The sequence below is a fragment of the Pseudomonas sp. FG47 genome (assembly GCF_057809115.1).
The window spans coordinates 147,464-173,488 of record NZ_JBMDJI010000003.1; the positions used below are offsets into that span (position 1 = coordinate 147,464).

At 62.4% G+C, this 26,025-nt stretch carries 29 protein-coding genes and 1 pseudogene; 10 read left to right on the forward strand and 20 right to left on the reverse strand.

Features of this window, described 5'->3' with window-relative positions:
- Positions 1-32: 32 nt before the first annotated feature.
- Positions 33-1,157, reverse strand: coding sequence for an efflux RND transporter periplasmic adaptor subunit (locus ACODS5_RS04895; protein ID WP_489108096.1), 1,125 nt, complete (start codon positions 1,155-1,157; stop codon positions 33-35).
- Positions 1,158-1,172: 15 nt separating this feature from the next.
- Here ACODS5_RS04895 and ACODS5_RS04900 point away from each other — a divergent pair, with 15 nt between their 5' ends.
- A complete protein-coding gene (locus tag ACODS5_RS04900) occupies positions 1,173-1,391 on the forward strand; it encodes a hypothetical protein (protein ID WP_489108097.1) in 219 nt (72 codons plus the stop codon).
- Positions 1,381-2,148: an IclR family transcriptional regulator gene (locus ACODS5_RS04905; RefSeq protein WP_134689672.1), complete on the forward strand. Its 768-nt coding sequence runs from the start codon at positions 1,381-1,383 to the stop codon at positions 2,146-2,148. Before ACODS5_RS04900 ends, ACODS5_RS04905 begins: the two co-directional genes overlap by 11 nt.
- A gap of 13 nt (positions 2,149-2,161) precedes the next feature.
- Here the strand turns inward: ACODS5_RS04905 and ACODS5_RS04910 are convergent, their stop codons facing one another.
- The 10 genes from ACODS5_RS04910 to ACODS5_RS04955 all read right to left on the reverse strand — a co-directional run bounded on the left by ACODS5_RS04910 (position 2,162) and on the right by ACODS5_RS04955 (position 11,912).
- The gene (locus tag ACODS5_RS04910) at positions 2,162-3,061 is read right to left on the reverse strand and encodes a SphA family protein (protein WP_489108098.1); all 900 of its coding nucleotides are present in this window, start codon (positions 3,059-3,061) and stop codon (positions 2,162-2,164) included.
- A gap of 100 nt (positions 3,062-3,161) precedes the next feature.
- The gene (locus ACODS5_RS04915) at positions 3,162-4,250 is read right to left on the reverse strand and encodes a zinc-binding dehydrogenase (RefSeq protein ID WP_134689674.1); all 1,089 of its coding nucleotides are present in this window, start codon (positions 4,248-4,250) and stop codon (positions 3,162-3,164) included.
- Positions 4,247-4,987 (reverse strand): SDR family NAD(P)-dependent oxidoreductase, encoded by a 741-nt coding sequence (locus ACODS5_RS04920; protein ID WP_489108099.1) that lies wholly within the window; start codon positions 4,985-4,987, stop codon positions 4,247-4,249. The genes ACODS5_RS04915 and ACODS5_RS04920 overlap by 4 nt, the downstream gene beginning before the upstream one ends.
- 78 nt (positions 4,988-5,065) lie before the next feature.
- Complete coding sequence (gene mhpE, locus ACODS5_RS04925) at positions 5,066-6,085, reverse strand: 4-hydroxy-2-oxovalerate aldolase (protein ID WP_489108100.1); 1,020 nt, start codon at positions 6,083-6,085, stop codon at positions 5,066-5,068.
- A complete protein-coding gene (locus tag ACODS5_RS04930) occupies positions 6,082-7,014 on the reverse strand; it encodes an acetaldehyde dehydrogenase (acetylating) (RefSeq protein WP_489108101.1) in 933 nt (310 codons plus the stop codon). Before ACODS5_RS04930 ends, mhpE begins: the two co-directional genes overlap by 4 nt.
- A 17-nt stretch (positions 7,015-7,031) precedes the next feature.
- The gene (mhpD, locus tag ACODS5_RS04935) at positions 7,032-7,826 is read right to left on the reverse strand and encodes a 2-keto-4-pentenoate hydratase (RefSeq protein WP_134689678.1); all 795 of its coding nucleotides are present in this window, start codon (positions 7,824-7,826) and stop codon (positions 7,032-7,034) included.
- 76 nt (positions 7,827-7,902) lie between these two features.
- Complete coding sequence (locus ACODS5_RS04940) at positions 7,903-8,709, reverse strand: alpha/beta fold hydrolase (RefSeq protein WP_489108102.1); 807 nt, start codon at positions 8,707-8,709, stop codon at positions 7,903-7,905.
- 29 nt (positions 8,710-8,738) lie between these two features.
- Positions 8,739-9,974: an LLM class flavin-dependent oxidoreductase gene (locus ACODS5_RS04945; RefSeq protein ID WP_489108103.1), complete on the reverse strand. Its 1,236-nt coding sequence runs from the start codon at positions 9,972-9,974 to the stop codon at positions 8,739-8,741.
- Positions 9,975-10,062: 88 nt separating this feature from the next.
- Positions 10,063-10,890, reverse strand: a complete 828-nt coding sequence (locus ACODS5_RS04950; RefSeq protein ID WP_134689681.1) for an alpha/beta fold hydrolase — start codon at positions 10,888-10,890, stop codon at positions 10,063-10,065.
- Between the two features lie 77 nt (positions 10,891-10,967).
- Positions 10,968-11,912, reverse strand: a complete 945-nt coding sequence (locus ACODS5_RS04955; protein ID WP_489108104.1) for a catechol 2,3-dioxygenase — start codon at positions 11,910-11,912, stop codon at positions 10,968-10,970.
- A 505-nt stretch (positions 11,913-12,417) separates the two neighbouring features.
- On the opposite strand from ACODS5_RS04955, the gene ACODS5_RS04960 reads away from it, so the two are divergent.
- Together ACODS5_RS04960 and ACODS5_RS04965 are read left to right on the forward strand one after the other, a co-directional pair.
- The gene (locus tag ACODS5_RS04960; RefSeq protein ID WP_489108105.1) at positions 12,418-12,906 is read left to right on the forward strand and encodes a flavin reductase; all 489 of its coding nucleotides are present in this window, start codon (positions 12,418-12,420) and stop codon (positions 12,904-12,906) included.
- A 153-nt stretch (positions 12,907-13,059) separates the two neighbouring features.
- On the forward strand, positions 13,060-13,749 hold the full coding sequence (locus tag ACODS5_RS04965) for a TetR/AcrR family transcriptional regulator (RefSeq protein ID WP_167659431.1): 690 nt from the start codon (positions 13,060-13,062) through the stop codon (positions 13,747-13,749).
- A gap of 291 nt (positions 13,750-14,040) precedes the next feature.
- Here ACODS5_RS04965 and ACODS5_RS04970 read toward each other — a convergent pair whose 3' ends face one another.
- Together ACODS5_RS04970 and ACODS5_RS04975 are read right to left on the reverse strand one after the other, a co-directional pair.
- A complete protein-coding gene (locus tag ACODS5_RS04970) occupies positions 14,041-14,853 on the reverse strand; it encodes an alpha/beta fold hydrolase (protein ID WP_489108106.1) in 813 nt (270 codons plus the stop codon).
- A 20-nt stretch (positions 14,854-14,873) separates the two neighbouring features.
- Positions 14,874-16,034, reverse strand: a complete 1,161-nt coding sequence (locus ACODS5_RS04975; RefSeq protein ID WP_489108107.1) for an MFS transporter — start codon at positions 16,032-16,034, stop codon at positions 14,874-14,876.
- Positions 16,035-16,133: 99 nt separating this feature from the next.
- Here ACODS5_RS04975 and ACODS5_RS04980 point away from each other — a divergent pair, with 99 nt between their 5' ends.
- The 3 genes from ACODS5_RS04980 (at position 16,134) to dapF (ending at position 18,540) form a co-directional block, all read left to right on the forward strand.
- A complete protein-coding gene (locus ACODS5_RS04980) occupies positions 16,134-16,622 on the forward strand; it encodes a MarR family winged helix-turn-helix transcriptional regulator (protein ID WP_489108108.1) in 489 nt (162 codons plus the stop codon).
- Between the two features lie 146 nt (positions 16,623-16,768).
- Positions 16,769-17,584 carry an isocitrate lyase/PEP mutase family protein gene (locus ACODS5_RS04985; RefSeq protein WP_489108109.1) on the forward strand — a complete coding sequence of 272 codons (816 nt, stop codon included), beginning with the start codon at positions 16,769-16,771 and terminating at the stop codon, positions 17,582-17,584.
- A gap of 149 nt (positions 17,585-17,733) precedes the next feature.
- Positions 17,734-18,540, forward strand: a complete 807-nt coding sequence (gene dapF, locus ACODS5_RS04990) for a diaminopimelate epimerase (protein ID WP_489108110.1) — start codon at positions 17,734-17,736, stop codon at positions 18,538-18,540.
- 318 nt (positions 18,541-18,858) lie between these two features.
- Here the strand turns inward: dapF and ACODS5_RS04995 are convergent, their stop codons facing one another.
- From ACODS5_RS04995 to ACODS5_RS05015, 5 genes are all read right to left on the reverse strand, one after another.
- Complete coding sequence (locus ACODS5_RS04995) at positions 18,859-19,059, reverse strand: DUF2514 family protein (protein WP_489108154.1); 201 nt, start codon at positions 19,057-19,059, stop codon at positions 18,859-18,861.
- Positions 18,995-19,159: a hypothetical protein gene (locus ACODS5_RS05000; RefSeq protein ID WP_489108155.1), complete on the reverse strand. Its 165-nt coding sequence runs from the start codon at positions 19,157-19,159 to the stop codon at positions 18,995-18,997. The genes ACODS5_RS04995 and ACODS5_RS05000 overlap by 65 nt, the downstream gene beginning before the upstream one ends.
- Positions 19,160-19,269: 110 nt before the next feature.
- Entirely contained in the window at positions 19,270-19,614 is a 345-nt protein-coding gene (locus tag ACODS5_RS05005) for a hypothetical protein (RefSeq protein WP_134689691.1), read from the reverse strand.
- Between the two features lie 103 nt (positions 19,615-19,717).
- Positions 19,718-20,104 (reverse strand): hypothetical protein, encoded by a 387-nt coding sequence (locus tag ACODS5_RS05010; RefSeq protein ID WP_167659432.1) that lies wholly within the window; start codon positions 20,102-20,104, stop codon positions 19,718-19,720.
- Between the two features lie 163 nt (positions 20,105-20,267).
- Positions 20,268-20,600, reverse strand: coding sequence for a hypothetical protein (locus tag ACODS5_RS05015; RefSeq protein ID WP_134689692.1), 333 nt, complete (start codon positions 20,598-20,600; stop codon positions 20,268-20,270).
- Positions 20,601-20,971: 371 nt separating this feature from the next.
- On the opposite strand from ACODS5_RS05015, the pseudogene ACODS5_RS05020 reads away from it, so the two are divergent.
- From ACODS5_RS05020 to ACODS5_RS05030, 3 genes and pseudogenes are all read left to right on the forward strand, one after another.
- A pseudogene (locus ACODS5_RS05020) lies at positions 20,972-21,277 on the forward strand (site-specific integrase); the annotation flags it as partial.
- Between the two features lie 20 nt (positions 21,278-21,297).
- Complete coding sequence (locus tag ACODS5_RS05025; protein ID WP_489108111.1) at positions 21,298-22,884, forward strand: ABC-F family ATPase; 1,587 nt, start codon at positions 21,298-21,300, stop codon at positions 22,882-22,884.
- Between the two features lie 187 nt (positions 22,885-23,071).
- Entirely contained in the window at positions 23,072-24,250 is a 1,179-nt protein-coding gene (locus tag ACODS5_RS05030) for an MFS transporter (RefSeq protein ID WP_489108112.1), read from the forward strand.
- On the opposite strand, the gene ACODS5_RS05035 is transcribed toward ACODS5_RS05030, so the two are convergent.
- Positions 24,200-25,258 carry an alpha/beta hydrolase family protein gene (locus tag ACODS5_RS05035; protein ID WP_134689695.1) on the reverse strand — a complete coding sequence of 353 codons (1,059 nt, stop codon included), beginning with the start codon at positions 25,256-25,258 and terminating at the stop codon, positions 24,200-24,202. The two genes, ACODS5_RS05030 and ACODS5_RS05035, sit on opposite strands and share 51 nt — an antisense overlap.
- Before the next feature lie 129 nt (positions 25,259-25,387).
- Entirely contained in the window at positions 25,388-25,999 is a 612-nt protein-coding gene (locus ACODS5_RS05040) for an FMN-dependent NADH-azoreductase (RefSeq protein ID WP_134689696.1), read from the reverse strand.
- Positions 26,000-26,025 lie beyond the last annotated feature (26 nt).

Genomic DNA, 26,025 nt, shown 5'->3' on the forward strand with positions numbered 1-26,025 from the left:
GAAAAGTGGCGGCGATGCCGGGACAGCCTGGGTTACTTCGAGCTGACGATGGATTGCAGCGGTGCGACGTTGCTGGCGGCCACTGGCTTGAGGGCGATGCCTGGGCGCACACGCTGCACGCCCTCGGTGACCACCCGCTCGCCGGCGCTGAGGCCGGATTCCACCAGCCACTGGTTACCCACGGTGCGCGACGTGCGGATATGGCGCAGCTCGGCCTTGTCGCCTTCGCCTACCACCCAAGCCGTGGCCTCACCCTTGAGGTCGCGGGTCACGCCTTGTTGCGGAACCAGCACGGCATTGCGGCGCACGCCTTCGGCCAGGGCGCCATGGACGAACATGCCTGGCATCAGGATGCCGTCGGGGTTGGGGAACTGCGCACGCAGGGTGACCGCGCCGGTGGTCGGGTCGACCGTCACTTCGGAGAACTTCAACGCGCCCGGCTGGGCATAGGGCGTGCCGTCTTCGAGGGTCAGGTCGACCTTGACCTGGCCGGGGCCGACCATCGCCAGGTGCCCGGCATCCATCTCGCGACGTAGCCGGAGCATTTCGGTGGAGGCCTGGGTGACGTCCACGTAGATCGGGTCCAGCTGGTTGATCGAGGCCAGCTCCTGGCTCTGCTCGGCGCTGACCAGCGCGCCCTCGGTGACGTTCGAGCGGCTGATGCGGCCATCGATCGGCGACAGCACGCGGGTGTATTCAAGGTTGATGCGCGCGGTCTTCAACTCGGCCTCGGCCTGTTTCCAGCTGGCCTGGGCATCGTCGAACTGCTGGCGGCTGATGGCTTTGGTTTCCAGCAGGCGCTGGTAACGCTGGGCCAGGTTACGCGCGGTGTCGCGGTTGGCTGCGGCCTTGTCCACGGCAGCTTGGTACAGCGCCGGATCGATCTGGTACAGCTGCTGCCCCTTGCGCACCACGGTGCCTTCGGTGAACAGGCGCTTTTGCACGATGCCGCTCACCTGCGGACGCACTTCGGCCACCCGGTACGCGGTGGTACGGCCCGGCAAGTCGCTGCTGAGCAGCAGGTCCTGCGCCTTGAGTTCGACCACCCCCACTTCGGGAGCCTGGGCCGTCACCTTCGGCTCGGTCTTTTCGCACGCGGACAGCGCGAGGGTCATCGACAGCAAGGCACCGAGGCCCCGCGAGGTTCTGCTGATCATGGATTCTCCTTGGACATGACGCCGACCCGGACGCTGCAGGAGGAACTTGCAAGCATCACGAGCATTGAGCGATTCTTGATGTACCACAATACGGTACCTTGTACCGCATTACGATACAAGCAGTACAGTAAAAGAAAAACCTTCGCTGCCGAGCGGCGAAATGAACCTGTACACTCGCCCAGCCGCCAAGGTGTCGGCGGCGGCGCCGTTTACGAGGAAAGTGATGAGCAGTGACAAAGACAACGCAGCGGACGAGCAACGCAGTGGCGGCATCCAGGTCATCGCGCGCTCAAGCGCCATCATGCGGGCCCTGGGGGCCCAGCCCCAGGGCCTGAGCCTGGCAGCCATCGCCCAGGCCACCGACCTGCCCCGCTCCACCGTGCAGCGCATCATCGGCGCGCTGGAAACCGAAGGCCTGGTCGAAAGCCTCCCTGGCAGCGGCTATCGTCTGGGCCCGGCGCTGGGCCAACTGATCCACCATGCCCATGGCGACATCATTTCCGTGGCCCGCGAGTCATTGGAGCAGCTCGGTGAAGCCCTAGGGGAAACCGTGGTGTTGTCGTGCATCCGCGGCAAGCGGACCAACGTCATCATCCGCGCGATCAGCGAGCAGGAACTGCGCGTGGTGATTCCGCTGGGCCATACGCTGCCCATGTACTCCACCAGTGATGGCAAGGTGCTGCTCTCGACCCTGAGTGACGAGGGCATCCGCGAATGGCTGCCAGACACGCTGGAAAAGCTCACGGCCAATACCCTCGGCTTGCCGGAACTGCTGGCGCAGATGCCGGAGATCCGTCGTAGCGGCATGGCCGTGGACATCGAGGAACACACCTTGGGTGTGAGCGCGATGAGCCTGTTGATCCCCACGTTCATGGGGCCGCACGCAGTATCGGTGGTCGCGCCCACCGCGCGCTTCAAGCCGAGGCTGGCGGAGTTTCGCAGTGCCCTGACCCGCTTCAAGGCTGCGCTGGACAAACAGTTCGAGGGTTAACGGCCAGCGAGACTCAGAAGGCCTTTACGAGCGTAAAGCGCAACACCGAGCCCTTCGCGGCGGCGGCACTGCCCGCCGTCACGCTGACCTCCTTGTAAGCCGCGCCCTTGAACAGAACGCCCGTGCCGGGAAGCGGATAATCGAGCTCCAGGCCGACCGCGTGGCGTGATGAGCGATCATTACTCGCGCCATAGCCCTTGTCGTCCGATGCCTGCCATTGGCTGTAACCCACCACCCCGGCCTGGAAGGTGCCCAGGTTCTTGCCCACCCCCCATTCCAGCGTCACTTCATTACCCGGCTGGAACCCCGAATCGTCCTCGCCATTGCGCTCGAAACGCATCAGCGCCGAGGCGGTGATCGTCTTGGCGCTATCGAAGTAGTAGGTCGCGCCACCTGAAAGCATGGTGGTCTTGAAGCCCTTGCCAGGCGAAGCTGGGTCGCTGGTGCTGCCGTTGTCGAACCACAGGCCGCCGACCGCTGCCGCATCCCACTGCTGCCCATGCCAGATCAGCGCCACGCCGGCGTAGATATCACCGATGCCGGTGCGCGAGTCGGATATTCCTGCGGCGTTCAGGTTGAGCGAGGTGTGCGCGACGGGAACCATCGTCTCCACGGCGAAGTCGGCGCCGAGCACTTTCTTGTCGGTGACCCAGATAAGCCGGTTCGCCACCGCGGTGACATTACCTCGATTGTGGCCCGGCAAGTCGTCGTTGCTGCCAGGGGCGCGGAAGCTGTCGATGTCGTAGTTCACCACATAGGCAAGGTAGTAGAGCCCGGGCGGCGGCGCGCTGGCCGCTTGCAGGCCTTCGACACCCGGCGTGTAGTGGCCACCGGCAGTCGCACACAAAGGCAACATCGCGGCGGCCAGAGTACTGGCGGTGGCGATGGTCCGGACTTGTTTCTTGTTATTCATTATCAAATCCTGTCTTTCAATGGGCAGGCCGAAGCCGTGGCGGGCAGTAATGCCCACCAGGTCGGTTACCGAGAAGGTGTGGGTGTTGGTGATCCGGCGCTTACGGTCGCATGACGACTTTCCCCGCCTGTCCTGAGGTCACCAGGCCAAGCGCCTGCCGAGCCTCGTGCAGGCCACAGCGATGGGTGATGAGCGCTTCGAAGGGGAACGCCTGGTGATGCAGCGAGACGATCTTCATCGCATCGTGATAATGACGCCCCTGGGCGTACTGGGTGCCGATCAGCCGCAGGTTGCGCTGGACGATCAGCGAAGGATCGAAGGGCTGCTCGCCCTGGCTCGCCCACAAGCCGATCAACAGGTATGCCGCATTCCTGGCGCACAACCCCACACCCTCGGGGAAAGCCGAGCGGTGCCCGCTGGCCTCAATGACCAGGTCGGCCCCACGCCCCCCGCTGACTGCGCGAACGCGCGCCAGGCGCTCGTCCAGCGAAGTGCTGGCCAGGTCCAGCACGCTGGTCGCGCCGAACTGCTCAGCCAATCTCAAGCGCAAGGGCGAGGCGTCTATCGCGGTCACTGTGGCGGCCCCGGAGAGCTTGGCCAGCATGACCGCCGCCAGGCCGATCGGCCCGCAGCCTTGAACCACGACGTGGCTCAACGGCTTGATCCCGCCCGCGCGTTCGACGCCTTGCAAGACTGCCGGCAACGCACAGCCGAAGGCGATCACGGCCTCGCTCGTCGTGCCATCGGGAATACGGAAGAAGGCCGCGCCCTCGGGCAAAGTCACAAAGTCGGCGTAGCTGCCCCAGGTCGGCTTGTCCACAGGACCGAACCAGGTCGCCTGGGTGCAGGACGAGAAATCCTTCTCGATCGTGCAATACCAGCACTTGTGGCAAGGCGCGATGGGGCACCAGTAAATGCGATCGCCGGCGGTAACATTGACGCCGGCGTAGTCATGGAGCACGCCCTCGCCCAGCTCCTCGATCACACCGACACCTTCATGACCCAGCACAATCGCGTGAGGCAGATTGAACTCGCCCTTGGTCATGTGCACATCGCTGCCACACACGCCACCGTACTCCACCCGTGCCACCACGGCGCCTGCAGAGGGCGACGGCACACAAAGCTCACGCAAGACCAACGACTCAGGGCGCTCCAGCACCACGGCCCTACCTTTGCGGATAGTGTTCATAGCTTCCACATCCCCCCATCCACCACCAGCGTCTGCCCCGTCACGAAACCGGCATCCTCGGAGGTCAGGAACAGGATCGGCCCGACAATGTCCTGCGGCTCGGCGAAGCGTCGAATCGCCTGCTGGTTCCAGACCGCGCGGGTCACCTCTTCCGGCACGGCGCCGGTCCCAGGGGTACGGGTGATTGCCGGAGCGACGGCATTGACCGTGATGCCCTTTTCACCGAGCTCATTGGCCAGGCCGCGGGTCAGCCCGATGACACCCATCTTGCTTGCCATGTAATGGCTCAGGCCGGGCAAGTTGGTGCCGATGGAGTCGGAGGAGATGTTGACGATACGCCCCCATCCGGCCTTTTCCATCAACGGCACGAAGGTGCGTGCGCCCAGAAACGGGCCCACCAGGTTCACGGAAAGCACACGGTTGTAGGTTTCGACGCTCAGTTCCTCGAGCAGCGCAAATGGATAGATGCCGGCATTGTTGACCAGGATATCGGCCCGCCCGAACGCCTGCTCCACGGCATCGCGCGCCTTCTTCCAGTCTGCCTCGGCCGCCACGTTGCAGGCGACCCGGATGGCCTTGACGCCCAAAGCCTCGACCTCGGCCTGGGTCTGCGCGCAGTCGTCCAGGTCCAGCAGTGCCAGGTCGGCACCGCGTTGCGCGAAGCTGACGGCAAGGGTGCGACCAATGCCCTTGGCGGCACCGGTGATGACCGCTACACGGCCGGTATGAGTGTTCATGTTGAATGCTCCAGCAACCATGGGTTGAACCTGCCAGGCCAGCAGCCCGACAGGCCATTGGGTTGGACCCGCAGCGGGTCAGCCCGCCTGCCGCGCCCGCAACAGATCGAGCGCCACGTCCACGATCATGTCCTCCTGGCCGCCGACCATGCGCCGGCGCCCCAGCTCCACCAGAATGTCGAGGGTCTTGAGGCCATACTTGGCCGCGGCGATCTCGGTATGGCGCAGGAAGCTGGAATAAACCCCGGCATAGCCCAGCCCCAGGGTCTCGCGATCGACTCGCACGGGCCGGTCCTGCAGTGGGCGCACCAGATCGTCGGCGGCATCGAGCAGTGCATAGAGATCGGTGCCGTGGTGCCAGCCGAGCTTGTCGGCGGCGGCGATAAACACCTCCAGCGGCGCATTGCCGGCGCCAGCGCCCATGCCGGCCAGCGAGGCATCGATGCGATCGCAGCCCTCCTCCACCGCGGCGATGGAGTTGGCCACGCCCAGGCTAAGGTTGTGATGGGCGTGGATGCCGGTTTCGGTTTCGGGTTTGAGCACGGCTTTCACCGCCCTGAACCGCGCGCGGATATCCGCCATGTTCATCGCGCCTCCGGAGTCCACCACATAGATGCAAGTGGCGCCGTAGCTCTCCATGAGCTTTGCCTGGCCAGCCAGGCCTTCGGGGGTCTGCATGTGGCTCATCATCAGGAAGCCGACGGTGTCCATGCCGAGGTTGCGGGCGTACTCAATGTGCTGCTTGGACACATCGGCCTCGGTGCAATGGGTAGCCACCCGTACCACTCGCGCACCGGCGTCATAGGCGGCCTTGAGGTCATGCAAGGTGCCGATGCCCGGCAGCAGCAGCGTGGCGATCTTGGCGTGTTGCACCACGTCGGCCGCCGCCTCGATCCACTCAAGGTCGGTGTGGGCGCCGAAGCCGTAGTTGAACGACGAGCCTTGCAGGCCGTCGCCATGGGCCACTTCGATGGAGTCGACCTTGGCCTGGTCCAGCGCCGTGGCGATGGCGCGCACGTCGTCGAGGGAGTACTGGTGGCGAATGGCATGCATGCCGTCGCGCAGCGTCACGTCGGAGATATACAGTTTCTTGCTCATGCCAAAACTCCCATCGCCTGCGCCATGCGCTCGGCGGTGGCCAGCGCGGCGGAGGTCATGATGTCGAGATTGCCGGCGTAGGCCGGCAGGTAATGGGCGGCGCCTTCGACCTCGAGGAACACCGAGGTCTTCAGGCCGGTGAAGGTCCCCTGCCCCGGCAGTTTCAAGTCGCGCACCTGTTCGAACTGCACCTGCTGCTTGAGGCGATAGCCCGGCACGTAGGCCTTCACCGCGGCGGCCATTTCCTCGATGCTCGCCGCGACCTGGGCCTGGTCGGCCGGCTCGCTCAGCACGTACACCGTGTCGCGCATCATCAGCGGCGGTTCGGCCGGGTTCATGACGATGATCGCCTTGCCCTTGCTCGCACCGCCGATCACTTCGATGGCCTTGGCGGTGGTCTCGGTGAATTCGTCGATGTTGGCGCGAGTACCGGGGCCCGCCGACTTGCTGGCGATCGAGGCGACGATCTCGGCGTAGTGCACCTTGGCCACCCGCGATACCGCGGCGACCATGGGAATGGTGGCCTGGCCGCCGCAGGTGACCATGTTGACGTTGAGCTGGCCCAGATGCTGCTCCAGGTTGACCACCGGCACGCAGTACGGGCCGATGGCCGCCGGGGTCAGGTCGATCAGGCGCAGGCCTGGTTTGTGCCGGCGCAGGAAGGCGTCGTTCGTGACGTGGGCGCCGGCGCTGGTGGCGTCGAAGACGAAATCGATGTCCTGGAACACCGGCAGGCGGGCCAGGCCCTCTACCCCCTCGTGGGTGGTGGCCACGCCCAGGCGTGCGGCGCGGGCCAGACCGTCGGAGTTGGGGTCGATGCCGACCATGGCCGCCATTTCCAGGTGCTGGCCGTGGCGCATGATCTTGATCATCAGGTCGGTGCCGATGTTGCCGGAACCGATGATGGCAACTTTGCGTTTAGTGCTCATGAAAGTTCTCCCTGCGATTAGTCGCTGCTGAAGGTCACGCCGACCCGGCCAAGGCCGTCGATCTCGGCGTCGAAACGATCACCGGCCGCCACCGCCACCATCGGCCCGAGGGCACCGGTGAGGATGATGTCGCCGGCCTTCAGCGGGTCGCCCAGGCGCGCCATGGTGCGTGCCAGCCATACCGCGGCATTGAGTGGGTGGCCCAGGCATTCGGCACCGCTGCCGGCGGACACTGGCTCGCCGTCGCGGGTCATGCGCATGGTCGCGCCGCGCAGGTCGAGGCCGTCGAGGCGACGGGCCGGCCCGCCGAGCACGAAGCAACCGCTGGAGGCGTTGTCGGCCACGGTGTCGGCGAAGCGGATGCGCCAGTCGGCGATGCGACTGCCGACGACTTCCAGGGCCGGCACGACCCAACCGGTGGCATCGAGCACATCAGCGAAGGTGGTGTCGGCGTTGGGCAAGTCGCGCTCGAGTATCAGGGCGATCTCGGCCTCGATCTTCGGCTGCAGTACGCGACTGAACGGCACGGTCTCGTTGTCGCCGTAGGCCATGTCGGCGAACAGGCAGCCGAAGTCTGGCTGGTCGACCCCTAGCTGGGCCTGCACCTTGGGGTTGGTCAAACCGATCTTGCGACCGACCAGGCGGCGCCCCTTGGCCAGGGCATGGGCCACGTTCAAGCGTTGGATGGCATAAGCGGCTTCGGCGTTGTTTTCGCCAATCTGCTCGCGCAGAGGGGCGATGGCTTCGCCCTGCCGCTCGGCCTCGCGCAGGACGTGCGCGAGCCGCTCCAGGGTGTGGTCTGTTGGCGTCATGATGATTCTCGTCAATCAGGCGGTTGAAAGGAGCATGGGTGGATCGGGGGCCCGTGGCCCCCTTGCCGCCGCTGCGCTACTGCGCCTGCTCGCCCAGGAAGTCCAGGGTTGCGCCCAGGGTGGCTTCGAGGTTTTCCATCTGCGGGATATGCCCTGCGTTGGCGATCATCCGCACGCGGCTGCCAGCGATGCGCGTGGCGAATTCATCGGCGTACACTGCCGGCACCAGGCGGTCGTGCTCGCCCCAGACGATCAGGCTCGGCACCGCGATGCGATGCAGGCGCTTGTTCAGGCCACGGTCGGCAATCGGCCAGACGAACTTGCCGGTACAGCCCAGCGCCCAGACACCCGCCGCCATGGCCTTGACCCGCTCCTCGGGGTCCTGTGGCAGCTCGAACATCTTGCGCGCCACCTCGATGGCCGGGTCATGGAACAGCAGCGCCGGCATGTCGGGCGCGGGCACCTCATTCCAATTGGCGATTGGCGCGTCGTCACGCCACAGGCCGATGGCATTGAGGATGACCAATCTCGACGGCAATTGCGGGAAAACACTGGCGAGTTCCGCCGCCAGCATGCCGCCAAAGCTCTGCCCCACCAGCACAGGGCGCTCCAGCTGCAGCTTGCCGATCACCTCCTGGTACAGCAACACCACGTCCTGCAGGTCGTCGAGCTGCTTCACGGCATAAGGATCGTCCGGCGTTGTGCCAGGAAACTCCGGCGCATAGACGGTGTATTGCTCGGCCAGGCGATCGAGGAAATCGTCCCACAGCGGACCTGCCGCCGAATGCAGGTAGACCAGTGCCGGGCCTTGGCCGGCCACCCGCACGCGCACCGTGATCTTGCCGTCCCAGGCCTTTACTTGAAGGTATTGAGTTGAGTTCATTGCAGTGACTCCAAAGACTGTGGGGATGTTCAGGCCGGCTTGCCACCGAGACGCTCAGGCCACCAGTGATGCTGGTAACCCTGGTCGCTCCAGAGCTGGGACAGGTGCGGTTTGACCTCCCTGGCGAACAGCTCGATGTTGTACTTGGCCAACTCGGTGGGCATTGAGCCGAACTGCAACATCGCGTGCAGGTTGCCGATCTTGAAATCGCTGGCGAACTCCTTGATGCGCTCGCGCACGGTGCTCGGGCTGCCGCAGATGATCGCGCCGCACTCGACCAACTCCTTGAAGGTGATGGTGCGCATCTTTTCGTAGATGCCGAAGTCCTTGGGATCGCGGTAGATGAACTCCAGGCCGCGGATATCGATGCCCCCCGGCAGCGCCAGGCGGTTCATGCCGATGCCGCCCAAGGACTTGCGGAAGAAGTACTCGGCATGGCGGGCATACAGGCGTTCGGCTTCGGCGTCGGTCTCGGCGACGGCGACCATCTGCATGAAACCGACCTGGTAAGGGTTGACCTCCTTGCCAAGCTCCTCGGCGATCTGCTGGAAACGGTCGAAGATCCGCCGCCCCGTGACCTTCGGGCCAAACCAGCCGAAGTAGTTGAAGCCGTAGTTGTTTTCCAGGATGAACTTCATGGTGTTCGGGTTACCGATGGCGGTGATCCACACCGGCGGATGCGGCGCCGTCTGCAGCGGGCGTGGCCAGATGTTCACGTTGCTAAGCTTGGTGAACTTGCCGTTGAAGGCAAACGGCTCGCGCTCACGCCAGGCCCGCAGGATCAGCTCGAGGTTCTCGTCGAAACGCTCGCGGGTTTCCATCGGCGCCACGCCATTGTTGGAGTTGGCGTCATAGGCCAAGCCGATCGGGAAGCCACAGATCAGACGCCCACCCGACATGCAGTCGAGCATTGCCTGCTCCTCGGCCACGCGCAGCGGCTCGCGGGTTTTGCCTAGCGAACGACCCAACGGGTAGATCGCCGTTTCCAGGCCTTCCTGCTCGGTCATATAGGCCACCACGGACTGGAACAGGTCCGGGTTGGGCATCATGTCGTAGCTGCTCTGGCCATGCTCGGTGATGGCGATGCCATCGAAGCCGCAACGGGCGGCGAACATCATCTCGTCCAGGGCGTCCTTGAAGGCGCTGCGGATGCCCTCCGGTGTCACCAGGTCGTGGTAAGGGGTGGTCACGACAGACTCGTGCCTGGACTCGAAGTCATCCGGCAATGACCGATAGGGTACTTGCTGGAAATAACTGATTTTCATGATTAACTCCGCACTGCTTGGCGCCGATGGCGTACATCGCCACTCGCGTATTGATAGACAATCGGAAAGGTTTCGAGCCGGCCCTGCTTCAGCTGCCCAAGAAGCCTTTCAACAATGAAGCGAAACGCTCTGCGTGTTCGATCTGTACCCAGTGCCCACACTTTCTGAACACATGCAGTTCGGCGTTTTCCAGCAACTCGAACAAGCGATGACTGTTCGCCACCGGAATAACCTGGTCTTCATGACCGTGCACAATCAACGTCCGGTTCTTAAGCGCGGAAAGTTGGTCGACCGGCACCGTCAACTTGTCGATGCCGGCCTGGCGCGGCGCCGGGAACATCGAGGCGAACGCCTCCTGGAAGCCGGGGCGAATGCTCGCCTCGTAGCGCATGCGCGCCAGGTCGTCATTGACCAGGTCGTGGTTGAAGGCAAAGACTTCCAGCAGTGCCCTCATGTTGGCGATCGAGGGTTCATACCCCCATACCGCGTCCAGCCCGGGAGTCAGCTCGAACGCGACGCCCACGCTGCCCATGAGCACCAGCTTGTTCACCCGCTCCGGGTGATCGACCGCCATTGCCAGTGCCAGGGCGCCGCCAAAGGAGTTGCCCACCAGGTTGACCTTGTCCAGGCCCAGCGCGTCGATGAAGTCCAGCAAATGCTTGACCCAGACCTGGCGCCCATAGCGAATGCCCTCTGGACGCTGGGTGTAGCCGAAACCAACGATATCCGGGGCGATCACCCGCATCTGTGTGGCCAGCACCGGCAATACCAGGCGCCAGTTCGCCCAGGCGGTGACACCCGGGCCAGACCCGTGGATGAATAACGTCGGATAACCTTCGCCCTGATCGTGATAATTGGTCGCAATGCCGCCAGCATCGATGACCAAACCCTGTTCGGGAGAGTTCTCATGTTTCATAAAACACCCAACTTTCAGATAAAGCCTGCCCACCGCGGCCACGGACGGCTGCGGAACCTCTAACGATAAAGTTCGACTCAGGTATAGTTTTCGAGGAAGTCCGGACGTGGCGTACCGTCATGGAAGAAGATGCCGCGCCATATATCTTTGGCCAGCCAGGTAATCGTCGGCATGTCCGGTTGGGCGAAGTAGCCCATCCCGGCGAACATCTCATTACGATTGCCACTGGGGTCGAAGAAATACGTGGTCTGGCCACGGGTGATGGCATGCCGTTGCGGCGTCACATCCATCGGCACCTTGTGCTTGCCGAGGATGTCAGCTCCGCGCAACACCGCGTTCCAGTCCTCCAGGTAGAAGGCAATGTGGTGCAACCCCGTGCCCCCTCCCGCACCCAGCGCCAGGTCATGGGCCTTGGTGCCGCGGAACAGCCAGGTGGCGAACTGGTTCTTGCCTTCGTCATCGGTGACCACTTGTTCGGCGAGGTTGAAACCCAGCACCTGCATGAGGAAGTCGGTGGTGGTCACGACGGTGTTGATCCCGCGATTTTCGTCCACCGGACAGGTGAGCATGACGTGATCGAGCCAGTGCACGCCCGCGCCAAGCAGGCCATCGGGCCAAGGCTCGGGGTTCAAGGTGCCGACCGCCTTGCCGATGAACGCCTTCTCAGCGTACAGGTACATGCGATGGCCGCTGGGCAGGTCGAACCCGATCGAGCGACCGCATTGATGCAGGTAGCCTTCGGCGTTCCAGCTCACCTCCACGCCGTGGCTGCCGATCTTCTCGGCGAGCACGTTCAGGTCATTGTCGTGTTCGACCTTGTAGGCGATGTGGTTCAAGCCCGGTCCACCGGCAGGCGACAGCACCAGCGAATAGGCATCCCACTCGTCCCAGGCTTTGAGGTAGACGCGTCCGTGGGCGTCACGCGAGGTCTCGCTCAAGCCGATGATATTGACATAGTGGTGCAGTGCCTGGTCCAGGTCGTCCACCTTCAGGTCGACGTGGCCCACTCTGAGAATTCCCATTGTTCAGCCTCTTGTTCTCGATGGTTGTTTGCCTGCGCGCGGCAGGCTGTGCGCATGACCGCGATCAGGTGGGAAAACGTGACGGTCGCAGCCGAGTCGACGCCAAGGCGTCGTTCGGGCGCAGGAACAATGAGCGAGAGGCTTTCGAGCGTGCGCAACGGCAACGCGCAAGCAAGGAGGATGGAGACAGGCAAATTGGCATGCTCATTGTTTTTATTCTCCGACAGTCCGCTGGATTGCGGTCAGCATCATGACTAAACAATCACAACTGATTTAGTCATCAGTTGCGATTAGGCGATCATATTTTCTGTTTGTCAACATCCTTTCACCCCCCTCCAGACCACCGCTGGTCGTCATCGGCGAGGCGCGCTGGACGGCACTGGTCAACACGAAAATCTTCTGGTAGCGTTTTAGGTGACGAATTCATCAGTTCTGATTTAATCGTCAATCAAACAAGAACAATCAAGCGCTCCACGGCCAATGCCTGGAGTCAACGGAGGTAACGATGGACGCCATCAGCTTTCGCGAAGCCATGACCCATCTCGGCGCGGCTGTAAACGTGATCACCACTGACGGTGCTGCCGGGCTCGGAGGGTTCACAGCCTCCGCCGTCTGCAGCGTGAGCGACTCACCGCCAACCCTGCTGTTCTGCATGAACAAGGGCGGCTTCCAGTACGAACGCTTCGTCAACAATGGCGTGGCCTGCGTCAATGTGTTGCACGGGCGCCAGGAAGACATTTCGCGCACCTTCAGCGGCGCCCTGAAGATCAGCCTCGAAGAGCGTTTCCAAGCCGTCGCCTGGAGCGCTTTGCGCACTGGCGCGCCGTCACTGGACGACAGCCTGGTGTCCTTCGACTGCCGGGTCGTCCAGGTCACCGAGGTCGGCACCCATGGTGTGTTCATCTGCGAGGTGCAGGACGTGCGCTTCGGTCCACCCAACGAAAGCCTCATGTACTTCCGGCGCCAGTACCACCGCTTGGCAGAAGCCTGTTAGAGCCGCGCTGCCATGCCGCTGAAGCGCGTTGCCAGACGATGCTTCGGCGGCGATACCCCAGGCCCCGCCATCTGAGGCATCATGTGCCCGATACGCGCCCGCCATCGCTTGCGACCAAGCAGGCGGCGCAACAACGAGCACAGCGGGGATTTCATGAAGAACAACGAGCATCGCCCAGCCGAGGACAGCAAACCGGTTGCCATGCCGCGGGGGCTCAAGTCGAAGATGCGCACGCGCAAGAAGCTGATCGACTCCGTGCAACGGCTGATCGCGGTGAAAGGCTTCGAGCAGATGACCATCGAGGACATCACCAACGGCGCCGATGTCGGGTTTGGCACCTTCTACAACCATTTCCATTCCAAGGAAGACATCGCCACGGCCCTGTTTCTCGAGAAGAACCACGAGATCGAACGGATTATCGGCGCCATCAACCAAGCCGAGCAGGACCGCGCCCTGTCGATCACCTACGTGCAGAAACTGTTTCTCACCCAGGCCATCCAGAATGAGATCTGGGGGTGGTTCATCGTGCGCTCGCATGCCAGCCATAAGGCCATGAGCGACTCGTTCAACGAACAGGCCAAGTCGGATATCGCCGAAGGCGTTGCCAGTGGGCGCTTCGACGTCGCCTGTGTGGAGGCCGCAGCCCAGATCACCATCGCCGGGCTCATCGCCGCCATGCGTAACCTGCTCGAAGGCCAGGCGCCGCCCAATACCGTGAACAACACCATCGAGTGCTTCATGCGCCTTTATGGGCTGACGCCAGCAGAGGCGAAGGATATCGCCAGCAGCGAACTGCCCGCATACGTAACTGCCTTGTTCCATGTCAGCGAAGGCACTTCTTAATCGAAGGGGCCTACCGATGACGTTGCAGTTGAAGGTGCGCCGGTGAGCAGGTATCGACCGAAGATACAGCAGTGCCGAGCTTCCGCTCGGCTGGCGATGCGAGCAGAGCTCGCGCATCCGGCTGGGGGTATCGAGGTTTTTTTGGCAGGTACATTGCAACTTCTGCTCACCGAAAACAGCGCCTCAGCGCCATATCCAAATGTTCTTCGCCGCCCCTGATTGCCTCCAGGTTGCGGCTAGAACGGATCCACTCCTGCGTGCCGTCGTTTGCAGATACAACTGTTGCAGCTCTTACTGGATAGATGCACCACGCAGCAGGAATGCAAGAAGCCGCGCCGTGAACTCGTCTTGCGAGTCGACATTGGAGATATGCGCCGCCCCCTCAATGATGGATAGCTCCCCATGCGGCGTCTGCGCGGCCATGCGTCGGCTCAGTGCGGGTGGCGACATTTTGTCGAGACTGCCCGCGATATAGAGTGTGGGCATTGCCAACTCGCCAAGTCGTGCCGAGACATCGAACCTTGTGATGCCGCGTGCTACCTGTGCCAGAGACGGTCCATCGGTAGTCGCCGCGATCCCGTGCCAGGTCTGATAGGTTCGCATGCCGTCCGCCGTGGAGCGAAACGCTTCTGAAACAGAAGCAATCCAGTTCGACTCCAGGCGTGTCACTGGACCATGCGGCTGCTCGAAGACCTTGGCCCATCCTTCAGCCATCTCCTTGAACTCCAGCGTTGCCGATTTATCGAAGCTGTTGGCAACAACGAGCCGCTGGACTCTGGCAGGATGGCGCAGCGCCAGCTCCAACGCCACCATTCCTCCAAGCGATAGGCCCACCACATCGAGGTTGTCGATCCCAAGATGTGCGAGCAGGCACTCCACGTCGTTGGCAATATCGGCGACGCCAAACGGGCGCACCACATTAGCCGAAGCGCCATGCCCGGCGTGGTCGGGCACGATTACCCTGTACCCGGCATCTGCCAACGCAGGAATTTGCGGCGACCAGGCGCGGCCAGAATTGCTGATGCCATGCAACAGCAGAACAGGCTTGCCTTGGCCAAATTCCATGTAGTAATTGCTGCGACCCTGTACATAGTAATAAGCCATGCGATGCTCCTTCGGGCGGTTCAAAATGAAATGTGCGTGCCTGGGCGCAGACGGCTGGCGATCAACCAAAGCACCAGGCATAGAACAGCCATCAGCCACCAAGCCAGCGAGAGGTCAGCCAGGTGCTGACGCAGAAAACCCGCCAAGAGCGGCAGTGCAGCAGCAAGCACATAGCCACCGCCCTGGACAAAACCGGCAATCGCTCCTGCCTCGTCCGCCGTTTCGCCATGATCCATCGCAACGATCAGGCCCAGCGGGAACAGTGCACCAATGCCCAAACCTGCCAGCAAGGCGCAGGGCCACGCGCCAAGCTGCGGTTCAATGGCGAAACCGAGCAGCCCCAGGAAAAGCGCGCCGATGGCCGCGAATATCACCAGACGACGATCGGCGCAGCGGCTGACCCAGTACGACACACCAACTCCGGCGACCACTTGCGCCAAAGTTACGATGCCGAGCATTATTCCTGCCGACTCGGCGGACCACCCCAAGCCTGTGTAAAAAGGCGGCAGCCATGCTAGAACGAGCGTGTAAGCGCCTGTGCTCAGTCCAAAGAACGCCAGCAACAACCACGCGCGCGACTTGCTCGATACGAGCAAGCGTCGCGGTTTGCCAGGAACGTTGTCCTTACCGGTGGTGGCGCCCCACCAAACCAGGCACCCAACGAGGGCAGGAAGTGCCCAGATGCCCAATGCAGCAGGCCAGTCGTAAACTTTCGCCATCCATGGGCTGGCCGTCCCCGACAGGAAAGCGCCACCCATGATCGCGGTTGAGTAGACGCCCATCAGGCTGGCAGCCCCGACGCCGGCACGGTGTCGGATCAGGATCGGAAGCATGGCCTGCACGACAGCAATCCCGATGCCGCCCAGGATCGCCGTGGCAAGCAGCAAGTCTGCGCTAGGTATTAACCAGCGAAGCAAACTGCTCATGAGGATCAACGCTACCCCCAGCGCGATGCCGTTACGCTCCTTGACCCAGGTTGTCAGTCGCGAAGTTGCAAGCAAGCACACGCCCATCAACGCGACAGGCAGCGTAGTGAGCAAGCTTGCGCCGGTATCGGACAGGCCGGTGTCGCGCTGAATGGCATCCAGCAGCGGACCGATAGCCGCCATGGTCGGACGCAGATTGATCCCGACGAGCACTATTGCCAGGGCATAAAGCCAACGGTTGTAAGCAGTGGGCATGATCAGGTTCCTGAACCAGTGTTTTCCGCGTGTCCGCGCTCTGTTATCTTAATGTAGAGATAAATTATCTCTACGTAAAGATAAATAACGGACGGGACAATGGACAGAGCACTGAAAGCAGCCAGCCAATGGGCGCGCGAACGGCCAGACCTCGATACCAAACCGATGACCTTGTTGGGTCGCCTGGCAGAAGCCGCACTGGTGGTCGCGCGTGACCGGCTAAACCCCTTGTTTGCGGAGTTTGGATTGCAGCCAGGGGAGTTCGATGTCTTGGCCACATTGCGCCGCAGTGGCGCACCGTACGCCCTGACGCCGACCGACCTCTATGAAGCCGCCATGATCTCGTCTGGAAGCATGACCAATCGGATCGATCGGCTGGAGAAGGCTGGCTGGGTTGCGCGCCGGCCGAACCCGGCAGACAAAAGAGGAACGCTCGTTGCACTCACATCCGACGGCCTCGCGCTGATTGAAAAAGCCGTTGAGCTCCATGTCGCCAACCAGCACACGATCGTTGCTGGGCTGGATACGCAAGAACAGGAGCAGCTTTGCGCGCTGTTGGAAAAACTGCTGGCGTCGCAGCGCGGCTGACTTGTGTCGAATATCGCCGCACTCACGCCCCCTGTGGTTACAGCCCTGCCCTGCTTCCGACTACCCCGCCATGGAGGTACACTCAGGGCCGGTGCGCACCACCTCGACCAGGGGCCACATTATGATGTTCTAAGGAGCGGGATTTCATGGCGGCATTGGATGATGTGTTTCATGGTCTTCACCAGAACGGCTTGCTGACCCTGGCCAACGTGGCTGACGCGGGCGGCGCGCGTCTCGTCGAGCGCCTGGGCAGCAAGGCCGTCGCCACCAGCAGCGCGGCGATGGCCTGGTCCCACGGCTATCAGGATGGCAATCAGCTGCCGCTGGCGTTGTTGCGGTCCACCATCGGCTCCATGACGCGGGTGCTTGGCGTCCCCCTGACGGTGGATATCGAAGGGGGTTATTCGGAGGACCCTCAGCAGGTCGCGCAAGTGATCGACGCTGTCATCACCGAGGGCGCGGTCGGCATCAATATCGAAGACGGCGCGGGCTCTCCCGAGCTGCTCATGCGCAAGCTCGACGCCGCCAGGAACGTTGCCAGTCGGCACGGGGTCAAGCTGTTCGTCAACGTGCGCTGCGACGTCTACCTGAAAAACCTGGTGCCTGCCGAGCAACGCCTGGAAGAACTCCTCAAGCGCGCCGCGCTGTATACCAATGCCGGCGCAGACGGATTGTTCGCCGCTGGCGTGGTCGAGGCTGGTGAAATCGCCACGCTGTGCCGAACATCGCGTTTGCCAGTCAACCTGCTCTGGCGCGAAGGCCTGGCTGCGCCGGGCGAGCTGCAACGCCTCGGTGTCAGGCGCCTGAGTGCCGGCTCGAGCATCGCCGAGTTCTTGTACGGCGCCATGGCTGGCTTGGCCCGCAGCTTCCTGGAGCGTGGGCAACTCGACAGCCATGCCTTGAAGGCCCACACCTATGGCGAGTTGAACTCATTGATGGCTGCCACGCCCCGCTGCCCATGACCGCGCAGCGCTGGCCGAAACAAGTTCGAACATCCGCCTCAGACGTCAACGGCCACTCGCCGCATGACTGATGAAGCCTGTTGCGGCTGGCGTAGCGGTGTAGCAAGACTGACCCTGACCGCCCCAGGCGCCTCTTGGAGCTATAACCCATGCAGTTCATGAAATACCACGCGGCCGGCAACGACTATCTGGTCTACCACGACCACACACCGTTCGCCTGTTCGGCCCAGGCAATCTCGCTGATCTGCGACCGACACAAAGGGCTGGGCAGCGACGGCATCCTGGTGCCGCTAATCGCGGCCGACGCGCCGCTCGCGGTGCGCATCTTCAATATCGATGGCTCCGAGGCAGAGAAGAGTGGCAACGGCCTGCGTATTCTCTGTCGCTATCTTTGGGATCAGGGCATCGTGACGCACGCGCCGTTCGAGCTGACAACCCAAGGCGGGCGGGTTCATTGCCAGGTACTCGACAACGGTCGGCGCATTTCCATCGCCATGGGCATGGCGAGCTTCCCCGAGATCGAAAGACACGCCGTGGACCTCGATGGCATGCAACTGCACCTGCACCCAGTGTCGATGGGCAACCCCCACTGCGTGGTGTTCGTCGATCAGCCCACCGAGGCACTCGCCCGCAGGCTCGGGCCGATCATCGAACATTTATCGCGGTTCCCGAACAGGACCAATGTTCAATTCGTGAGCGTCATCGACCGCGCAAACCTGAGGGTGCAGATCTGGGAGCGAGGCGTTGGCTACACGCTGTCTTCGGGTACCAGCAGTTGTGCCGCCGCGGCAGTTTCGCGCCGGCTTGGGTTCGTTGACCGGCAGATAACCGTGCACATGCCGGGTGGTCAAATCGCTATCGAGCTTGATGACCACTACAACGTCCTTATGCAGGGACCGGTGTGCAAGATAGGTCAATATTGCTTGGATCAAGAATGCCTGACGCAGGTCTCTTGAGCCTTCCCCACAGACGGAACAGGTGCTGCTTCCCAAGCGTGGTTTACTCTCCATACCGCCCTGGTGGCTTGATCAGGGCAGCATAGGCTCGAGCGGACCGCAACGAGCACCGCTTCAAGTCAGCATGCGGTGCCAGGCCAAAGTGGCCAGCGCAATACCGCAGACCCAGAGCGCAACCATAGCCCAAGACTGGACCTCCCTCTTCAGCTCTTTCCTTCGCATAATCTCTCCCTTGCCGGCATATCGCCGGGTGCATCACGATCTTGTTGTGACCCAACGCTATAAAGCGGGGTTCATTCTTCTTGTGCCTCAGTTGCCCTACTCGGCCAAGCGGTCGTAGGACGCCTCGCATGCCAGGCCGGCTTCGTCGCGCAGCCGCTGGCCAGCAGCATCAGCCCCAGCAGCATCGTTATCGGCAAACGCCTGCTGTTCATTAACGTGCGCCCTCACCTCTTCATGTGCCGCGGCGCGACGTTGTTCTTCTGCTCGAGCGCTGCTGTCGATACTCGCCCGGGTCAACCGTCCAGAGGCTGGCCAGGCTAGGACCAAGACGATCAAGGTTACCGCCAACGACGGCGTCGATGACGTATTGCTTGAGGCGCTTCGACTCTTCGTTCATCTGTGTGCTCCAGAAACAAAAAAGCCCCGGCAAATGCCGAGGCGATGGATTAACTAGAGACTTATGTCTACTGTGGGGCCTCTATCGAAGCCCTTACACGCACTCTCAGATCAAACCAAGACATCCCACGTCAGCGCAACCGCTGCGCCTGGAACACTTGCGGCGAGCCACAGCCCCTGACCTGCGGGAAGAAACAATGGGTAAGGAAGAGCAAGCTCCGAGCCAGTGCCGACAGCCGAACTCGCATTTGCTGAGAAAATGATTGGCTTGGATTGGTCGGCAATGCTCGAAGGAGCAGAAGTACCAGTGAACACTCCCACCCCGCCGTTGGACGTACTGATGAGGCAAGTGCTAACAATCACACCGGAGGTATTTGCCGCAGGAGCTACAACCTGAACCACATTGCTACCTGGGTTTACTGTCAGGTAATTCTTGCCAACTTTTACTGCGTTCATACTAACCACCTATTGAGTCGAATGTTGTATCGCGGAGAATTCCGCTTTCATGTCGCTCACAGGCGATGGCTCGAAGCTCAGGGCTTTCGTTCAGTCCTATAGATCAGTGCCACGAGTGTGCATGTGCCGCTATTGGACCTAGGAGTGAAATTACTATGGCAGCATAGCACTGTATATGCAACCAGTTGACTGCGAGTTTTTTCGATCCTGAATGGTGAATACGCAGCCAAGAAAGACCTTGGCGCTGATGTCGCGGTGCAGCCAGGGCCATGGCGATCACGGCAAATCCGATCCAGCCTAGAGCGGTAACGCCTTCTGACGAATTGATGTTCGGGTGTTCGCCATCAGAGGATTTGAGTGGGATGTCATGCACGACGGCTACGCCTGCCTTGGTGTCCGCGTAGATCACGCCAGTGGTGATGACTCCGCTGATGATCCCGTCTCGCCCCTTACCGCTCAGTACGTACCAGGTCGCCCAGATGACGATCATCCCGGACGATACGGCGTTGATTGCACGGTGAAGGGCTGCGATGAGAGAGTCGCCAAAGGTACCCAGAAGAAAGCCGACACCAGCAACACTCCCAACTCGGAGCAATCGGTGAGGCGGAGCCACAATGAAAGATCCCGCCACTAGGCGGGATCAGAAGGAAGCATTAGGCCAGTAAATCCCAAGTCAGTGCGATTGCACCATTCGGTGTAGACGAGTATGCCCACAATGCTTGTCCCGCGGGAATGCGGATCGGGTACGGCATAACAATCTCCGAGTCGCTACCAGCGATGGTGGAACCATTGCCGGAGAAGATGATTGCCGAGTTGGAAATGGTTGAACCGGTCGGGCCAACATACAAATCAACGGTACCTGTCGAGGTCTTGATCAGGCCGGTCTGGATGATCAGACCACCAGTGTTTTGTGCCGCGGAAACGATCTCCAGAACCCCTTTAGGAAAAGCGGTAATGAAGTGTTTACCCATAGTTACTGTGTTCATTTTTTCACCTTTGAATTGAATGATTGATCGCGGGAAATTCCGCATTCATGTCGCTCAAAGGCGATGGCTCGAAGCTCAGGGCTTTCGTTCGGTCCTATTGATCAGCACCACCAGTGTGCATGTGCTGCATTTGGACCCGGGAGTGAAATCACTATGGCAGCATATTACTGTATATGCAACCAGTGCCCTGCGAGTTTTTCGATCCTGAATGATGAATAGCAGCCAAGAAAGACCTTGGCGCTGATGTCGCGATGCAGGGCGTAGCTTGCCAGGGCCATGATGAATGCCAGGAGGCTCCATGCGCTTTCCTGCAGGCAACAAAAAGCCCGACGCTGTGGTCGGGCTCTGGGATCCGTCGGCTACGTGCTTACGTGTTCCCTCCGTCGAAGGGGAGCGAATACGTGAAACAGACGTCGGACCTGCACAAGCAATGGGTGCCGGTGCTGAATGAGCTGGGTATCAGGAGGAGGCCCCCATACAACTGTCGTCACACCTATGCGACAATATGCTTAATGTCTGGCCTCAACCCCGCATTTATCGCCCAACAGCTGGGTCACAGCGTGCAAATGCTGCTGTCGACGTATGCGCGTTGGCTCAACTCAAGCTCCGACTGGAGCGAGCTGGAAAAGCTCAAGATTGGTATCAAATCGGTATCAGCCGAGAATCCAGCCGCGTAAGTTACTGATAGGTAAGCGCTTTGATCTCCACCGCCAATATCACCATGCAGTTCGGCTCCAAGCCGCTGTTCGAAAACGTCTCGGTCAAATTCAACAACGGCAACCGCTACGGCCTGATCGGCGCCAACGGTTGCGGCAAGTCGACCTTCATGAAGATCCTCGGCGGCGACCTCGAGCCGTCCGGCGGCCAGGTGATGCTCGAGCCGAACACCCGCCTGGGCAAGCTGCGCCAGGACCAGTTCGCCTACGAGGACTTCACCGTGATCGACACGGTGATCATGGGCCACGAACAGCTGTACAAGGTCAAGGCCGAGCGCGACCGCATCTACTCGCTGGCGGAGATGACCGAGGAAGACGGCATGGCCGTCGCCGAGCTGGAAACCGAGTTTGCCGAAATGGACGGCTACACCGCCGACTCCCGCGCCGGCGAGCTGCTGCTGGGCCTGGGTATCCCTCTGGAGCAGCACTTCGGCCCGATGAGCGAGGTCGCGCCCGGCTGGAAACTGCGTGTACTGCTGGCCCAGGCGCTGTTCTCGGACCCGGACGTGCTGCTGCTGGACGAACCGACCAACCACCTGGACATCAACACCATTCGCTGGCTGGAAACGATTCTCACGGCGCGCAACAGCACCATGATCATCATTTCCCACGACCGCCACTTCCTCAACAGCGTCTGCACCCACATGGCCGACCTGGACTACGGCGAGCTGCGCCTGTTCCCGGGCAACTACGACGAATACATGACAGCTGCTACCCAGTCGCGCGAGCAGTTGCTGTCGGACAACGCCAAGAAGAAGGCACAGATCGCCGAGCTGCAGACCTTCGTCAGCCGCTTCTCGGCCAACGCCTCGAAGGCCAAGCAGGCCACATCGCGCGCCAAGCAGATCGACAAGATCCAGCTGGCCGAGGTCAAGCCTTCGAGCCGCGTCAGCCCGTTCATCCGCTTCGAACAAACGAAGAAACTGCATCGCCAGGCAGTGATCGTCGAGAAAATGGCCAAGGCCTTCGATGACAAGGTGCTGTTCAAGGACTTCAGCTTCACCATCGAGGCCGGCGAGCGCGTGGCGATCATCGGCCCCAACGGTATCGGCAAGACCACCCTGCTGCGTACCCTGGTCGGCGAAATGCAGCCTGACGCGGGCGCGGTGAAGTGGACCGACAGCGCTGAGGTGGGCTACTACGCCCAGGACCACGCCCACGACTTCGAAGACGACATGACCCTGTTCGACTGGATGGGCCAGTGGACCAGCGGCGAGCAGGTGATCCGCGGCACCCTGGGGCGCATGCTGTTCTCCAACGACGAGATCCTCAAGTCGGTGAAGGTGATTTCCGGTGGTGAACAAGGCCGCATGCTGTTCGGCAAGCTGATCCTGCAAAAGCCCAACGTACTGGTGATGGACGAACCGACCAACCACCTGGACATGGAATCGATCGAGGCGCTGAACCTGGCGCTGGAAAACTACCCGGGCACCCTGCTGTTCGTCAGCCACGACCGTGAGTTCGTGTCGTCGCTGGCCACCCGCATCATCGAGCTGAGCGCCGATGGCGTGGTGGACTTCAGCGGTACCTACGACGACTACCTGCGCAGCCAGGGCGTGGTGGTCTGATCGACGGGTAACGATAGCCAGCGCTATTGACCGCCTGACTCAATCGCGGGGCAAGCCCGCTCCCACAAGGTCTGTATAGCCTTTGTGGGAGCGGGCTTGCCCCGCGATGGTTTAGTTAGCCTGCTTTCTTTTCCGTCGCGCAGCGGCCATGATGGGCACAGCCCACCGCCCGCCCGCGAACGAGCCCATGACCACGCCCCACAGCACCCTCGGCATCACCCGGCAAATCCTCGCGATCGTCTTCTACACCTTCATCGCCTTCCTCTGCATCGGCCTGCCAATCGCGGTATTGCCCAGCCACGTGCATGATCAACTAGGCTTCGGCGCGGTCATTGCCGGCCTGACCATCGGCCTGCAGTACCTGGCCACTCTGCTCAGCCGGCCCTTTGCCGGGCGCGTGGCCGACACCCTGGGCGGCAAGCGCGCCATTCGCTACGGCTTGTACGGTATCGCCGGCTGCGGCCTGCTCACGCTGTTCTCGGCCTGGAGCCAGGCCCTGCCCTGGCTGAGCCTGGCGCTGCTGTTGGGCGGGCGCCTGCTGCTGGGTATCGCCCAGGGGTTGATCGGGGTGGCGACGCTGAGCTGGGGCATCGGCCAGGTAGGCGCGCCACACACGGCGCGGGTCATCTCATGGAACGGTATCGCCTCCTACGGCGCCATCGCCATTGGCGCGCCGGCGGGGGTGTTGCTGGTGGATGCGCTGCACTTCGTGGTGTTAGGCCCTGCCTTGCTGGTGCTGGCATTGCTGGCCCTGGCGGTGTTGCGCAGGCGCCCGGATGTCGTGGTGGTGCGCGGTGAGCGGCTGCCATTCTGGTCGGCCTTCGCCCGAGTCGCACCCTGCGGCCTGGGGCTGACCCTGGCGTCGATCGGCTATGGCACCCTGACCACCTTCGTTACCCTCTATTACCTGGAGCGCGGCTGGGTTGGCGCGGCCTGGTGCCTGAGCGCCTTCGGCTTGTGCTTCATCGTTTCGCGGCTGCTGTTCGTCAACGCGGTCAACCGCTTTGGCGGCTACAACGTCGCCATCGCCTGCATGGGCACCGAGGTCCTGGGCCTGGCGCTGCTGTGGCTGGCGCCAACGCCGCTGTGGGCGCTGCTCGGTGCCGGGCTGACCGGGTTCGGCCTGTCGCTGGTATACCCGGCCCTGGGCGTCGAGGCAATTCGCCAGGTGCCGAGCAGCAGCCGCGGTGCCGGCCTGGGCGCCTATGCGGTGTTCTTCGACCTGGCCTTGGCCATTGCTGGCCCGGTGATGGGGGCGGTGGCGGTACGCCTGGGCTATGCCTCGATCTTCTGCGTCGCCGCCCTGCTCGCGCTGTCAGGGGTTGCGCTGAGCTTGTGGCTGGCCCGGCGCAGCCAGCGCGGCTGAACGCTCGGCAGGCGCCGGCGCGCCCAGGGCCTGGCCGAAGAACGCCGAGGTTGCGCTGCGCAACGAGCGGTGGATATACCGGCGGTCGACCCCCTCGGGGTCTTTGCACAGCACGGGCATGCGCTGGTGCTGCTCGGCATCGCAGGGCGCCATGAACACGAAGTGCCCGGCTCCCGACAGCAGCCGGTAATCGGGGCTGACCGGCAGCTTGCGGGCCAGGGCGTCGGCGTTGTGCTCCAAGGCCAGCAACTGGTCGCGATCACCGCTGTAGATCAACGCCGGCACCTGCACGCCAGCCAGGGCGTGACGCCCGAACATCAAGCCCAGCGGCGCCATCAGCATCACCGCCCCGACCCGAGGGTCAGCCCGTGGCGCCAATTCGCTGTGGTCGGCAATTAGCACGCCATGGGTCTTGCAGGCATCGGCATCGCCCGGGCGGGCCTCACAGTAGCGGCGCAGCCGTTCGAGGTCAGGCCTGGCGCCAGACAGGATCAACGCGGTTTCGCCCCCGGCCGAATAACCGATCACCCCGACCTTGCCATCGTTCAGGTAAGGCGCGAGCAAGGCATCGGCACGCGCCGCCGTGATCGCGGCGCTTATCTGCAAAGGGCGGCCATAGAGGTTGCTGAGGGTGCCCAGGCGGCTGTGGTCGCGGTTGTTGTCGCCGGGATGGATCACCGCCACCACCACGAACCCCAGGCGTGCCAAGCCATTGGCCAAATCGTGCAGGGCCATCGGGCTGCCGGTGTTGCCGTGGGAGATCAGCAGCAGCGGGAACCGCCCCATGGCCACCGGTGCTTCTTCGGCGACCCGGGTCTGGTAGCCCTCGATCCGCAGGTTGCGCACCTGGCCATTGGCCGGATAGAACACCAGCGCCTGCATGGGCCGCGCATCGACCGGGTCGGCCAGGGTCAGATGGTGCAAACCGGCAACCCATGGCGCCGCGTCGGCGCGAGCCAACAGGCCGGCGAGCAGCAACAGGGCCATCAGGGTGCGGGTTCGGTTCATCGCGGTGCGTCAAGCGGGCAGCGGTATGGATCAGCATAGAACCCGCTTCGCCGTGGCCACATGAAAACTGGATGAAAAAAACCGACTGGCGCGCGAGGCGCCAGTCGGCTTGCTTGCCGCAGTGCGGGATCAGGCAGCGGCGAACAGTTCACCGGCAATCTGCGCCTGGGCGGCGTCGATGGCCTTGGCGCGGTGCTCGGGGCCATAGGCCAGGCCGTGGGCACGGACGATTTCCAGGTCGGTGATACCGATGAAGCCGAGGAACACCTTGAGGAAGTCCTCATGGCCAACACCGGTCGGCTGGCCCTGGTGCAGACCACCGGCGGTGGACACCAGTATCACCTTCTTGTCGCCGCACAGACCTTCAGGGCCGGCTTCGCTATAACGGAAGGTCTTGCCGGCGACGGCCACGCGGTCGATCCAGGCCTTGAGTTGGGTCGGCACGGTGAAGTTGTACATCGGCGCGCCAATCACCACCGCGTCGGCGGCCAGGAACTCTTCCAGGGTTTCGGCGCTGAGCCTGGCTTCGTGGGCCTGGGCGGCGTCGCGCATTTCCTCGGGGGTGCCAGCGGCGACCAAGGTGGCGGCGGAGAAATGGCTGATGGCGTCACCGGCCAGGTCACGGTAGACCACCTCGATGCTCGGATCTGCGGCTTTCCAGGCGTCGACCACTTCGCGGCTCAGTTGGCGGGAGGCGGAATTGTCGCCCAGGATGCTCGAATCGATATGCAACAGTTTCATGGGACTCTCCTGTGAATGAAGACCGC

Excerpts from the sequence above, each read along its gene's own strand:
- ACODS5_RS04895 (WP_489108096.1), bottom strand. The coding sequence starts at position 1,157 with ATGATCAGCAGAACCTCGCGGGGCCTCGGTGCCTTGCTGTCGATGACC.
- ACODS5_RS04900 (WP_489108097.1), top strand. The coding sequence starts at position 1,173 with ATGACGCCGACCCGGACGCTGCAGGAGGAACTTGCAAGCATCACGAGC.
- ACODS5_RS04905 (WP_134689672.1), top strand. The coding sequence starts at position 1,381 with ATGAGCAGTGACAAAGACAACGCAGCGGACGAGCAACGCAGTGGCGGC.
- ACODS5_RS04910 (WP_489108098.1), bottom strand. The coding sequence starts at position 3,061 with ATGAATAACAAGAAACAAGTCCGGACCATCGCCACCGCCAGTACTCTG.
- ACODS5_RS04915 (WP_134689674.1), bottom strand. The coding sequence starts at position 4,250 with ATGAACACTATCCGCAAAGGTAGGGCCGTGGTGCTGGAGCGCCCTGAG.
- ACODS5_RS04920 (WP_489108099.1), bottom strand. The coding sequence starts at position 4,987 with ATGAACACTCATACCGGCCGTGTAGCGGTCATCACCGGTGCCGCCAAG.
- mhpE (WP_489108100.1), bottom strand. The coding sequence starts at position 6,085 with ATGAGCAAGAAACTGTATATCTCCGACGTGACGCTGCGCGACGGCATG.
- ACODS5_RS04930 (WP_489108101.1), bottom strand. The coding sequence starts at position 7,014 with ATGAGCACTAAACGCAAAGTTGCCATCATCGGTTCCGGCAACATCGGC.
- mhpD (WP_134689678.1), bottom strand. The coding sequence starts at position 7,826 with ATGACGCCAACAGACCACACCCTGGAGCGGCTCGCGCACGTCCTGCGC.
- ACODS5_RS04940 (WP_489108102.1), bottom strand. The coding sequence starts at position 8,709 with ATGAACTCAACTCAATACCTTCAAGTAAAGGCCTGGGACGGCAAGATC.
- ACODS5_RS04945 (WP_489108103.1), bottom strand. The coding sequence starts at position 9,974 with ATGAAAATCAGTTATTTCCAGCAAGTACCCTATCGGTCATTGCCGGAT.
- ACODS5_RS04950 (WP_134689681.1), bottom strand. The coding sequence starts at position 10,890 with ATGAAACATGAGAACTCTCCCGAACAGGGTTTGGTCATCGATGCTGGC.
- ACODS5_RS04955 (WP_489108104.1), bottom strand. The coding sequence starts at position 11,912 with ATGGGAATTCTCAGAGTGGGCCACGTCGACCTGAAGGTGGACGACCTG.
- ACODS5_RS04960 (WP_489108105.1), top strand. The coding sequence starts at position 12,418 with ATGGACGCCATCAGCTTTCGCGAAGCCATGACCCATCTCGGCGCGGCT.
- ACODS5_RS04965 (WP_167659431.1), top strand. The coding sequence starts at position 13,060 with ATGAAGAACAACGAGCATCGCCCAGCCGAGGACAGCAAACCGGTTGCC.
- ACODS5_RS04970 (WP_489108106.1), bottom strand. The coding sequence starts at position 14,853 with ATGGCTTATTACTATGTACAGGGTCGCAGCAATTACTACATGGAATTT.
- ACODS5_RS04975 (WP_489108107.1), bottom strand. The coding sequence starts at position 16,034 with ATGCCCACTGCTTACAACCGTTGGCTTTATGCCCTGGCAATAGTGCTC.
- ACODS5_RS04980 (WP_489108108.1), top strand. The coding sequence starts at position 16,134 with ATGGACAGAGCACTGAAAGCAGCCAGCCAATGGGCGCGCGAACGGCCA.
- ACODS5_RS04985 (WP_489108109.1), top strand. The coding sequence starts at position 16,769 with ATGGCGGCATTGGATGATGTGTTTCATGGTCTTCACCAGAACGGCTTG.
- dapF (WP_489108110.1), top strand. The coding sequence starts at position 17,734 with ATGCAGTTCATGAAATACCACGCGGCCGGCAACGACTATCTGGTCTAC.
- ACODS5_RS05000 (WP_489108155.1), bottom strand. The coding sequence starts at position 19,159 with ATGAACGAAGAGTCGAAGCGCCTCAAGCAATACGTCATCGACGCCGTC.
- ACODS5_RS05005 (WP_134689691.1), bottom strand. The coding sequence starts at position 19,614 with ATGAACGCAGTAAAAGTTGGCAAGAATTACCTGACAGTAAACCCAGGT.
- ACODS5_RS05010 (WP_167659432.1), bottom strand. The coding sequence starts at position 20,104 with ATGATCGTCATCTGGGCGACCTGGTACGTACTGAGCGGTAAGGGGCGA.
- ACODS5_RS05015 (WP_134689692.1), bottom strand. The coding sequence starts at position 20,600 with ATGAACACAGTAACTATGGGTAAACACTTCATTACCGCTTTTCCTAAA.
- ACODS5_RS05030 (WP_489108112.1), top strand. The coding sequence starts at position 23,072 with ATGACCACGCCCCACAGCACCCTCGGCATCACCCGGCAAATCCTCGCG.
- ACODS5_RS05035 (WP_134689695.1), bottom strand. The coding sequence starts at position 25,258 with ATGAACCGAACCCGCACCCTGATGGCCCTGTTGCTGCTCGCCGGCCTG.
- ACODS5_RS05040 (WP_134689696.1), bottom strand. The coding sequence starts at position 25,999 with ATGAAACTGTTGCATATCGATTCGAGCATCCTGGGCGACAATTCCGCC.